Below are 10,709 nucleotides of genomic sequence, written 5' to 3' on the forward strand. Positions count from 1 at the left end.
TCGAACGCATCATCCGAAATCCCCACACCCTCTCCTATCCTTAGATTTTTCCGCTCATAAGCTCATTCGAAAAAGTTATTTATTTCTGAATTCTTAGATCATTTAGTCTCCACTCACGCCGACATTCGGTCGCCTGATCTGGAGCTCTCAATTGAAACTGAATTTCCCGCTTCGCCTGCTCGCCGCCGCCTCACTGGCCGCTGCAAGCTTGCTGGCCCAGGCGGCCGACCTCACTGTCGCCTACCAGACTACCGTCGACCCAGCCAAAGTCGCGCAGGCCGACGGCGCCTACGAGAAAGCTACCAAGGCCGATATCAGCTGGCGCAAGTTCGATAACGGCGCCGATATCATCGCCGCCATCGCGTCCGGCGATGTGCAGATCGGCTACCTCGGTTCGAGTCCGTTGACCGCCGCGATCACCCGCAAGGTACCGGTCGAAACCTTCCTGATTGCCACGCAGATCGGCGCCGCTGAAGCACTGGTCGCGCGCGACGGCTCCGGCATCAAGACTCCGCAGGATCTGATCGGCAAGAAAATCGCCGTGCCGTTCGTGTCCACCGGGCACTACAGCCTGCTCGCCGCGCTCAAGCACTGGAACATCGACCCGTCGAAAGTCACCGTGCTCAACCTCGCGCCGCCAGCGATCATCGCGGCGTGGAAACGCGGCGATATCGACGCCACTTACGTGTGGGATCCGGCACTGGGCGTGGCCAAGGAAAACGGCACAGTGCTGATCACCTCCGGCGAACTGGCCAAGTTCGGCGCGCCGACCTTCGACGCGTGGATCGTGCGCAAGGACTTCGCCGAGAAGCACCCGGAAATCGTCACCGCGTTCGCCAAGGTCACCCTCGACGCCTACGCCGCTTACCGCAAGGATCCGCAGGCCTGGCTGGCCAACCAGAGCAACGTCGACAAACTGGTGAAGCTGTCTGGCGCCAAAGCCAGCGACATCCCATTGCTGCTGCAGGGCAACGTCTACCCGCTGGCGGCGGATCAGGTCAGTGACCTCGGCGCGCCGACCACCAAAGCCATCACCGACACCGCCGCGTTCCTCAAGGAGCAAGGCAAGGTCGACGCCGTCCTGCCGGACTACGCGCCGTACGTCAGCGCCAAATACATCACCAACTGATCGGGAGATAACAGCGATGGCCTTGCTACAGCTGGAGCGCATCAGCGCACAGTACCCGGGCAGCCCGGAGCCGGTGCTGGCGGATATTTCTCTGACCCTGGGGCCGCAGCAGTTGCTGGTCGCCCTCGGCCCGTCCGGCAGTGGCAAGACTTCGCTGTTGAACCTGATTGCCGGTTTCGTCGAACCAAGTGCCGGGCGTATCACCCTCGACGGCGTGCCGGTCAAAGGCCCGAGCGCCGAACGTGGCGTGGTGTTTCAGGACGACGCCTTGTTGCCCTGGCAGGACGTATTAGCCAACGTCGCCTTCGGCCTTGAACTGGCCGGTGTCGGCAAGGACAAACGCGAACAGCGCGCCCGGGAAATGCTCGCGCTGGTCGATCTCGCCGGTTTCGAAGAGCGGCGCATCTGGCAATTGTCCGGTGGCCAGAAACAACGCGTCGGCCTCGCCCGCGCCCTCGCCGCCGACCCGCGCGTGTTGCTGATGGACGAGCCGTTCGGTGCGCTTGATGCATTCACTCGCGAGCAGATGCAGGAGCTGTTGCTGCAAGTCTGGCAACGCACTGCCAAACCGGTTTTTCTGATTACCCACGACATTGAAGAAGCGGTGTTCCTCGCCACGGACCTGATTCTGCTGGCACCGAATCCAGGGCAGATCGTCGAGCGCCTGCAATTGGATTTTGGTCAGCGTTATGCCGCTGGCGAGTCGGCACGCGCGATCAAGTCCGATCCGCGTTTTATCGAAACCCGCGAGCACGTGCTGAGCAAAGTCTTCTCGCAACGCAGCGCCGTACCCCGGCAGGAGCACGCATGAGCAGTTACGACGTTTCCGCTGCGGCGGTGAAAACACCTTCGGTGAGCATCCAGGTGCGTCGCAGCCTCAGCACTCGCTGGATCAGCCTGCTGACCTTGTTCGGCCTGTTGGCGGTCTGGTGGGCGGTGACCGCGACCGGCCTGATCGAACCGTTGTTCTTGCCACCGCCTGCTGCCGTGCTGCAAAAAGGCTGGTTGCTCGCGACCTCGGGATACATGGATTCGACGCTGTGGCAGCACTTGGGCGCGAGCCTGAGCCGCATCGGCCTGGGTCTCGCTTTTGCGATTCTCACCGCCGTGCCGGTGGGCATTGCCATCGGCGCCAACCGCATCGCCCGTGGTGTGCTCGATCCACTGATCGAGTTCTATCGCCCGATCCCGCCGCTGGCGTATCTGCCGCTGATCGTGATCTGGTGCGGCATCGGCGAGTTGTCGAAAGTGCTGCTGATCTATCTGGCGATTTTCGCCCCGATTGCCATCGCCACCGCGACGGGTGTGCGTACCGTCGACCCGGCAAAACTGCGCGCGGCGCAGTCGTTGGGCGCGACGCGCGTGCAGCTGATTCGCCACGTGATTCTGCCCAGCGCTCTGCCGGACATTCTCACTGGCGTGCGTATTGGTCTGGGCGTCGGCTGGTCGACGCTCGTCGCCGCTGAACTGATCGCGGCCACCAGCGGCCTGGGTTTCATGGTGCAGTCGGCCGCGCAATTCCTGGTCACCGATGTGGTGGTGCTGGGAATTCTGGTCATCGCCCTGATCGCCTTCGCCATGGAAATGGGCCTGCGCGCGTTGCAGCGCAGACTGGTGCCGTGGCACGGCCAGACGCACTAAATCGCTTTGTGAAAATTCCCCCTGTGGGAGCGAGCCTGCTCGCGAAAGCGTCAGATCAGTCACTGCACTGTCGCCTGACACTCTGCATTCGCGAGCAGGCTCGCTCCCACAAAAGCATGACACTCCGAATTCGAAGAGAACGACCATGAGCACCCTCAGCATCACCCCATTAAGCTCGGCCCTCGGCGCGCAGATCAGTGGCGTCGACATTAGCCAGCCGCTAAGCCTGGAACACCGCGACGCCATCGAACAGGCGTTGCTCAAATATCAGGTGCTGTTCTTCCGCAACCAGCCGATCGAGCCAGCGCAACAGGCACGCTTCGCGCATTATTTCGGCGACCTGCACATTCATCCGATCTACCCGAACGTGCCGGAACAACCGGAAGTGCTGATCCTCGACACCGCCGTCACCGACGTGCGCGATAACGCGATCTGGCACACCGACGTGACCTTCCTGCCGACGCCGGCAATGGGCGCGGTGCTCAGCGCCAAGTTGCTGCCGGAGTTCGGTGGTGACACGTTGTGGGCCAGCGGCATCGCGGCATATGAAGCGCTGTCGGCACCGATGAAAACCCTGCTCGAAGGTCTGACCGCCACCCACGATTTCACCCGATCGTTTCCGCTCGAGCGCTACGGCAACACGCCTGAAGCGCTGGCGCAGTGGGAAGAAGCGCGGCGCAAGAATCCACCGCTGTCGCACCCGGTGATCCGTACGCACCCGGTGAGCGGCCGGCGCTCACTGTTCGTCAGTGAAGGGTTTACCTCGAAGATCAACGAATTGTCGGAAACCGAGAGTGAGGCGATTCTGAAGTATCTGTTCGCCCACGCGACACGGCCGGAATTCACCATTCGCTGGCGCTGGCAGAAGGACGACATCGCCTTCTGGGATAACCGCGTGACGCAGCATTACGCGGTGGACGATTACCGACCGGCGCGGCGGGTGATGCAGCGGGCGACGGTGTTGGGGGATGTGCCGTTCTTCAAGTGATAGCTGATGATCGTTCCCTCGCTCTGCGTGGGAATGCATCAACGGACGCTCCGCGTTCGGCTTTAGATGGGACGCAGAGCGTCCCGGGCGGCATTCCCACGCAGAGCGTGGGAACGATCCTCTCAGCGGCTTATTCGGCTGTTGAAGGCTTCTCCCAAAGATTGATCCCGCCCTCCTGGGCAAACCGATCAATCTCCGCCAGCTCTTCAGCACTGAAATTCAGATTCTTCAGCGCGCCGACGTTCTCGATGATCTGCTCCGGCCGGCTCGCGCCGATCAGTGCCGAGGTCACTCGTGGATCACGCAGGGTCCACGCCAGTGCCAGCTGCGCCAGACTCTGACCGCGACGCTGGGCGATCTCGTTCAACGCTCGCACGTGAGCAATGTTTTCTTCGGACAAGTGCGAAGCCTGCAACGAACCACCGCCGGGACGATTGACTCGCGCATCGGCCGGCACGCCGTTGAGGTATTTGTCGGTGAGCAAACCCTGCGCCAGCGGCGTGAAGGCGATGACGCCCGTGCCGAGTTCGTCAGTGGTGTCGAGCAGATCCTTTTCCACCCAGCGATTGAGCAGGTTGTACGCCGGCTGATGAATCAGCAGCGGCACTTTCCACTCTTTCAGCAGCGCGGCCATTTCGCGGGTTTTCACCCCTGAGTAGGACGAGATGCCGATGTAAAGCGCCTTGCCCTGCTGCACGGCGGTGGCGAGGGCGCTGGCGGTTTCTTCCAGCGGGGTGTCCGGGTCGAAGCGGTGCGAATAGAAGATGTCCACATAGTCCAGACCGAGGCGTTGCAGGCTCTGGTCGAGGCTCGCCAGCACGTATTTGCGCGAACCGCCGCCCTGGCCGTACGGGCCGGGCCACATGTCCCAACCGGCCTTGCTGGAGATGATCAGCTCGTCGCGATACTGCTTGAAGTCTTCGCGCAGCAGGCGACCGAAATTGATCTCGGCGCTGCCGTATGGCGGGCCGTAGTTGTTGGCCAGATCGAAATGATTGATGCCCAGATCGAACGCGGTGCGCAGCAAGGCACGCTGGGTCTCGATCGGCGTGCTGTCGCCAAAGTTGTGCCACAGGCCCAACGACAAGGCCGGCAGCACCAGACCGCTGCGACCGACGCGGCGGTAAGGAATGGAGTCGTAGCGGTTTTCGGCAGCGGTGTAAGTCATCGAATCCTCTCTTGTCTGTCTTTTAGTCATCAGAAACCGGACACCTTTGTGGCGAGGGGATTTATCCCCGATGGGTGGCGAAGCCGCCCCAAAACCTGAAACCTCGGTGAATCAGCTGTACCGAGTGCGCTGGTTTTACGACTGCTTCGCAGCCGAACGGGGATAAATCCCCTCACCACAAAAGCTCTACCAATCATGCAAAGCGATTTGCAGGTCGAACCAGCCCCAGGTTCTGCCGCAACATCCGGCCTTCATATTCAGTTCTGAACAACCCGTCCAGCATACGCCCAAGCGGCGCGACGCCGACCTCCGGTTCGACCAATTGCTGAAACGTTTCACATTTTTTCCTGCGCTTCAGACTCGCTGGAGATTGGCGTGCTGGCGGCAACGCGGGTGCTGGAAAGCCTTGGGGTATTGCCGAGCGACGAAGTGCAGCGGCTGAATCTGCTGCGATGCCAAGTGATCGAGCGGGAAAGCACCTGACTGCGGGAGCGAGCAGGCTCGTTCCCGCAGAATCTGCGTCATACCGACAATTCGCGCAGCGCAGCGGCCGCCAGAAATCCGGACCGGGAACGGTAGCGCCGGTCTCGACGGACAGTCTGGTCAATACGTTCCAGCAACTGCTCGGGCAATGTGGCATTGAAGCGCACTGATTTGCCGAAGTAAGGCGTGATGTCAAAGTCGACCACGCCCCAGATACCGCCCGCGTAATCCGGGTTATCAAGATGAGCATCAATGTCGCGCACTTGCGGCAGTGGCGCGCCATCGGCGACCAGCCCCTCGTAGTGCAGCGCCAGCGCTTCCTGCGTGTTTTCGAAAGCTTCGGCTACCGTGGCGCCTGCGGAATAACACCCCGGTACGTCCGGAATGATCACGCCGTAGTCCGAGTCGGCATCCTTGTGCAGAACGACCGGGAATTTCATAAAGGTTTCCTTCGCCCTTTCCGACGTCAAGAATTACAACTCTAGGGCATAAAGCGCGCAGCGATACACACCATGCACACTTGGATAAATAATAGTCTGTTTCGTGATCATCACAGCTGGACGGATCAACGGCGGGGTCAAAGATTGCGATGGGCAGTGTGATGTTCGGTATGTAGGCGGGGCAATGGTGTTGTTCATGCTGCTAAGCGCCGAGTCCTGAGCAGACCCGGCGCGCAGCCGTCGATCAACGCACCAGATGCAGGAACTGCATGTGCCGTTCGTACTGGTCGAGGATGTCGTTGATGATCTGCTCTTTGGTGTAGCCGACCAGATCGTAGTCCTGACTGCCCTCGCTCAAGTGCACTTCGGCGCGGTAGTAGCGGCGATTGTTGAGTTGCTTGGAACCCATGCCGCCGCGCGCGAACGATGGCGTGAAGTAGCCGCGCATCTGCACCTGATAGATGAACGGATGCTGCTCGCCATGACCGATTTCCAGGCTGACGTTGTCATGCGCCGGATCCGGCTGGGTGACCACGTGCAGGCCTTTTTCGACGAACACGGCGGTCACTTCCTCGATTGCCGGACGCACCGTGCTTTCCATGAAGCGGTACACCTCATCGCGGGACGGGAAGTGCACGGCCTGACTCAGGCGCTGCCGCCAGCCGCCGGTGCCACGCCGCGAACCGGAGACCGGCGCCAGCGAATGCAACTGCGCGATCTGCTTCTGCGACTCCAGATAGAACGCCTTGTGCAGGCCCCACATCATCAGCAGCAGAATCAACGAGAACGGCAACGAGGTCAGCACCACCGCCGACTTCAGCGCATCGATGCTGCCGGAGAACAGCAGCGCACTGGTGATCAGCGCGGTCATCGCGCCCCAGAACACCCGCAGCCATTTCGGCCCGTCTTCATCCGGGTTGCCGCCCTTCGCCGACAGGGTCGAGAGCACCACGGTGCCAGAGTCCGCCGAGGTCACGAAGAACACGAAGCTGATGAACACCGTCACGGCGATGACGGTCTTGCTCCACGGATAGGTTTCCAGCAGCAGATAAATGCTCATCGACGGATTGTCGATGGCCGACATGCCCAGCGCGCTCATGCCATGGTTGAGCACCTGGTCCAAGGCGCTGTTGCCGAAGATCGACATCCACGCCAGGGTGAAACCGAGCGGAATCAACAGCACGCCGAAGACGAATTCACGGATGGTGCGGCCACGGGAGATCCGCGCGATGAACAGACCCACGAACGGCGACCATGCAATCCACCAAGCCCAGTAGAACACTGTCCAGCCACCCAGCCAGTCACTCGGTTTGTCGTAGGCGTAGAGGTCAAAACTCTTCATCGGCAAAGCGCCGAGGTAGTCGCCGACGTTCTGGATCAGGGTGTTGAGCAGGTGCTGAGTCGGCCCGGCAAACAATACGAACAGCAGCAGCCCGCAGGCCAGCAGCATGTTGATGTCCGACATCACCCGCACGCCTTTGTCGACGCCGGAGACGGCCACAATGATCGCCGCACCCATCATCAGGGTGATCAGGCCGACCTGAATCCACTGGGTATGGGCGATGCCGAACAGATAATCCAGGCCCGAATTGAGGTGCAGCACACCGAAGCCCATGTCGGCCCCAAGGCCGAACACCGTAGCGATGATGCCGAAGCCGTCCACCGCATAGCCGATCGGGCCGTTGATGCGTTTGCCGATCAGCGGATACAGCGCCGAACGCAGGGCCAGCGGCAGATTGTGCCGATAAGCGAAATAGGCCAGTGCCATGCCGACAAAGGCAAACACGCCCCAGCCATGCAGGCCCCAGTGCAGAAACAGAATCTGCATCGCCTGGCGCGCGGCGTCAGCGGTGCCGGCCTCGCCTTGCGGCGGCTGCAGCATGTGTGTCAGCGGTTCGGAAACGCAGAAGAAAAACAGCGTGATGCTGATCCCGGCGGCGAACAGCATGCCGGCCCAGGACAGGTAACTGAATTCGGGCTCGTCGTGGTCGGCACCGAGTTTTATCTTGCCGTAGCCGGATAACGCGGTGACCACCACGAAGACCAGATACAGAGTCATCGCGAGCATGTAGTACCAGCCGACCGTATTAGCCGCCCAGTTTTGCGCTTCCAGCAACCAGGCGCCGGCCTGCTCGGGGATGGCGATGACGACCAGACCAAACAGCAGAATGACCGTCGCAGCGAAGTAGAACACCGGCGGATTCATGCGCACCAGACCGCTGGCGGGGGTAGACGATGCACTCATGAAAGGTGCACCTCGATGGGTTGAAACGTGGCTGAAATGATCGGACTCAGCAAAGGCAAGCCTCCTGTTGTGAGCGGGCAGCGAACCACCGGTTTAACTTGAATGAACGTTCAAGTTAAACATGAATGGGGTGGTAAGGACTAATCGCAGGGCTGGGCGGTAGGTTTCCTACAGCGCCCGAGGAGGTTTATGACGCGGGTTTTGTGAGATTCGTTCACTGCGCCAAGCAAGAATCAAAAGCCCCTCACCCTAACCCTCTCCCAGAGGGAGAGGGGACTGATTGGGGGATGTTCAGAATGTGCGCCAACCTGAGGAAACCGTGCCGAATCCATAATCGACCCGGTATTTCAGGTCGATGTATGACGCAAAACACCTCGGTCGGCCCCCTCTCCCTCCGGGAGAGGGCTGGGGTGAGGGGAAAAGGATTCCACGGCCTACTTCTGCGTCCCGTCATCATGCTGCAGATTCGCCTGGGTCAGATTCGCCCCCGCCGGCACGCTGCGCGTCAACCAGACGTTGCCGCCAATGGTCGAGCCCTTGCCGATGGTGATCCGTCCGAGAATCGTCGCCCCGGCATAGATCACTACGTCATCCTCAACGATCGGATGACGCGGATGGCCCTTCTGCAACTGGCCGTCCTCATCCGCCGGGAAGCGCTTGGCCCCCAGGGTCACCGCCTGATAAATCCGCACTCGCTCACCAATGATCGCGGTTTCGCCAATCACTACACCGGTGCCGTGATCGATAAAGAAACTGCGGCCGATCTGCGCGCCCGGGTGGATATCGATGCCCGTCGCCGAGTGGGCGATTTCCGCGCTGATCCGCGCCAGCAGCGGCAGCCCGGCACGGTATAAATGGTGCGCGAGGCGATGGTGAATCACCGCAAGAATGCCCGGATAGCACAGCAGCACTTCATCAACGCTGCGTGCCGCCGGGTCGCCGTGATAGGCCGCGAGCACATCGGTGTCGAGCAGCGTGCGCAGGCCCGGCAAGGCCAAAGCGAAATCCTGCACGATCTGGATGGCGCGGGTTTCGACTTCACTGTCGTCCTGCGCGCTGTGGCGGGCAACGTAACGCAGCTCCAGGCGCGTCTGCGCCAGCAAGGCATTCAGCGCTACATCAAGCGTGTGGCCGACGTAGAAATCTTCACTTTCTTCACGCAGATCGACCGGCCCCAGACGCATCGGGAACAGCGCGCCACACAGCGCCTCAAGGATTTCCGCCATCGCCGCTCGCGATGGCAATTCGCGGCCGCCCTGCTCCCCTGAAGCGCGACCATTCTGTGCGCGCCACTGATCCCGCGCGCTGCGCAGCTGGCTGACGATGGTGTGCAATTGCCAATGGCTGGAACGCTCGCTCACGGTAAAGACTCCTCACGGGCGGCCGGACTGTCTGGCCGCGTCATCGGCGCCTACTTTACGGCATGCTTTCGCCGACGAATTAAGAACCGATAGTGCTGGCCTCAGTCCATTTGGCTATAAGCGATTGGCGGTTGCCCGGGCAAAAACGCGTGCCTATAGTCCTTTCATTCTTCTGCGCCAGTACGGACCCATGATCAAACGACAGCTGCAACGCTTCCCCCGTCTCGAACTGCTGAGCCATCCCACGCCGCTGGAAAAACTCGAACGCCTGTCCACCTGGCTCGGCCGCGAGGTGTACGTCAAGCGCGATGACCTGACGCCGCTGGCGATGGGCGGCAACAAGCTGCGCAAACTCGAATACCTCGCCGCCGACGCGCTCGCACAAGGTGCTGACACGCTGATCACGGCCGGTGCGCTGCAATCGAACCACGTGCGCCAGACCGCCGCACTGGCGGCGAAACTCGGCCTGGGCTGTGTGGCACTGCTGGAAAACCCGCTGGGAACTGACGACAGCAATTACACCGGCAACGGCAACCGCTTGCTGCTCGATCTGTTCGACACCAAGGTCGAACTGGTCGATAACCTCGATGATGCTGACGAACAACTGGCCGCCCTCGCCGTGCGCCTGCGCAGCAACGGCAAGAAGCCGTATCTGGTGCCGATTGGCGGCTCCAACGCACTCGGTGCTCTGGGTTATGTGCGCGCCGGGCTGGAGCTGGCTGAGCAGATCAAGGACAGCGGCCTCGATTTCGCCGCTGTGGTGCTGGCTTCAGGCAGTGCCGGTACTCACAGTGGTCTCGGACTGGCGCTGAGTGAGGCGCTGCCGCAACTGCCGGTGATCGGCGTGACCGTTTCGCGCAGTGAAGAAGATCAGCGGCCGAAGGTTCAGGGTTTGGCCGAACGCACCGCTGAGCTGCTGGGCGTCAAGTTGCCGGCCAGCTTCAAGGTCGAGCTGTGGGACGAATATTTCGCCCCGCGTTATGGCGAGCCGAATGCCGGAACGCTGGCGGCGGTGAAACTGTTGGCGGCTCAGGAAGGTCTGTTGCTTGACCCGGTCTACACCGGTAAGGCCATGGCCGGTCTGCTCGACGGGATCGGCCGGCAGCGCTTCGATGACGGCCCGATCATCTTCCTGCACACCGGCGGAGCGCCAGCGTTGTTTGCCTACAAGGATTTTCTGACAAGGTGATCACTGCAGATTGCAGAGACCTGTGGCGAGGGGAGTTATCCCCGTTGGGTCGCGGAGCGGCCCTT

The 10,709-nt window shown here is 61.2% G+C and carries 9 protein-coding genes and 1 pseudogene; 6 read left to right on the forward strand and 4 right to left on the reverse strand.

Features of this window, described 5'->3' with window-relative positions:
• Positions 1-151 precede the first annotated feature (151 nt).
• The 4 genes from tauA (at position 152) to tauD (ending at position 3,758) form a co-directional block, all read left to right on the forward strand.
• Positions 152-1,129: a taurine ABC transporter substrate-binding protein gene (gene tauA / locus F8N49_RS20245; RefSeq protein WP_151552288.1), complete on the forward strand. Its 978-nt coding sequence runs from the start codon at positions 152-154 to the stop codon at positions 1,127-1,129.
• Positions 1,130-1,145: 16 nt separating this feature from the next.
• Positions 1,146-1,940, forward strand: a complete 795-nt coding sequence (gene tauB / locus F8N49_RS20250; protein ID WP_151552291.1) for a taurine ABC transporter ATP-binding subunit — start codon at positions 1,146-1,148, stop codon at positions 1,938-1,940.
• A complete protein-coding gene (gene tauC / locus F8N49_RS20255) occupies positions 1,937-2,770 on the forward strand; it encodes a taurine ABC transporter permease TauC (RefSeq protein WP_151552293.1) in 834 nt (277 codons plus the stop codon). Before tauB ends, tauC begins: the two co-directional genes overlap by 4 nt.
• Positions 2,771-2,915: 145 nt before the next feature.
• Positions 2,916-3,758, forward strand: a complete 843-nt coding sequence (tauD, locus tag F8N49_RS20260; protein ID WP_151552295.1) for a taurine dioxygenase — start codon at positions 2,916-2,918, stop codon at positions 3,756-3,758.
• A gap of 130 nt (positions 3,759-3,888) precedes the next feature.
• Here tauD and mgrA read toward each other — a convergent pair whose 3' ends face one another.
• Entirely contained in the window at positions 3,889-4,926 is a 1,038-nt protein-coding gene (gene mgrA / locus F8N49_RS20265) for an L-glyceraldehyde 3-phosphate reductase (RefSeq protein WP_122751832.1), read from the reverse strand.
• A gap of 360 nt (positions 4,927-5,286) precedes the next feature.
• On the opposite strand from mgrA, the pseudogene F8N49_RS20270 reads away from it, so the two are divergent.
• A pseudogene (locus F8N49_RS20270) lies at positions 5,287-5,409 on the forward strand (LacI family transcriptional regulator); the annotation flags it as partial.
• Between the two features lie 38 nt (positions 5,410-5,447).
• Here F8N49_RS20270 and F8N49_RS20275 read toward each other — a convergent pair.
• From F8N49_RS20275 to epsC, 3 genes are all read right to left on the reverse strand, one after another.
• Positions 5,448-5,849, reverse strand: coding sequence for a type II toxin-antitoxin system HicB family antitoxin (locus tag F8N49_RS20275; RefSeq protein WP_039756416.1), 402 nt, complete (start codon positions 5,847-5,849; stop codon positions 5,448-5,450).
• Positions 5,850-6,093: 244 nt separating this feature from the next.
• The gene (gene betT / locus F8N49_RS20280) at positions 6,094-8,055 is read right to left on the reverse strand and encodes a choline transporter BetT (protein WP_160768576.1); all 1,962 of its coding nucleotides are present in this window, start codon (positions 8,053-8,055) and stop codon (positions 6,094-6,096) included.
• A gap of 473 nt (positions 8,056-8,528) precedes the next feature.
• On the reverse strand, positions 8,529-9,455 hold the full coding sequence (gene epsC / locus F8N49_RS20285; RefSeq protein ID WP_073471516.1) for a serine O-acetyltransferase EpsC: 927 nt from the start codon (positions 9,453-9,455) through the stop codon (positions 8,529-8,531).
• Positions 9,456-9,645: 190 nt separating this feature from the next.
• Here epsC and F8N49_RS20290 point away from each other — a divergent pair, with 190 nt between their 5' ends.
• On the forward strand, positions 9,646-10,644 hold the full coding sequence (locus F8N49_RS20290) for a D-cysteine desulfhydrase (RefSeq protein ID WP_151552297.1): 999 nt from the start codon (positions 9,646-9,648) through the stop codon (positions 10,642-10,644).
• Positions 10,645-10,709 lie beyond the last annotated feature (65 nt).

Source organism: Pseudomonas sp. GXM4 (genome assembly GCF_008923895.1).
Classification (GTDB): domain Bacteria; phylum Pseudomonadota; class Gammaproteobacteria; order Pseudomonadales; family Pseudomonadaceae; genus Aquipseudomonas; species Aquipseudomonas atacamensis.

Excerpts from the sequence above, each read along its gene's own strand:
- F8N49_RS20290 (WP_151552297.1), top strand. The coding sequence starts at position 9,646 with ATGATCAAACGACAGCTGCAACGCTTCCCCCGTCTCGAACTGCTGAGC.
- tauC (WP_151552293.1), top strand. The coding sequence starts at position 1,937 with ATGAGCAGTTACGACGTTTCCGCTGCGGCGGTGAAAACACCTTCGGTG.
- tauB (WP_151552291.1), top strand. The coding sequence starts at position 1,146 with ATGGCCTTGCTACAGCTGGAGCGCATCAGCGCACAGTACCCGGGCAGC.
- mgrA (WP_122751832.1), bottom strand. The coding sequence starts at position 4,926 with ATGACTTACACCGCTGCCGAAAACCGCTACGACTCCATTCCTTACCGC.
- tauD (WP_151552295.1), top strand. The coding sequence starts at position 2,916 with ATGAGCACCCTCAGCATCACCCCATTAAGCTCGGCCCTCGGCGCGCAG.
- betT (WP_160768576.1), bottom strand. The coding sequence starts at position 8,055 with ATGAATCCGCCGGTGTTCTACTTCGCTGCGACGGTCATTCTGCTGTTT.
- F8N49_RS20275 (WP_039756416.1), bottom strand. The coding sequence starts at position 5,849 with ATGAAATTCCCGGTCGTTCTGCACAAGGATGCCGACTCGGACTACGGC.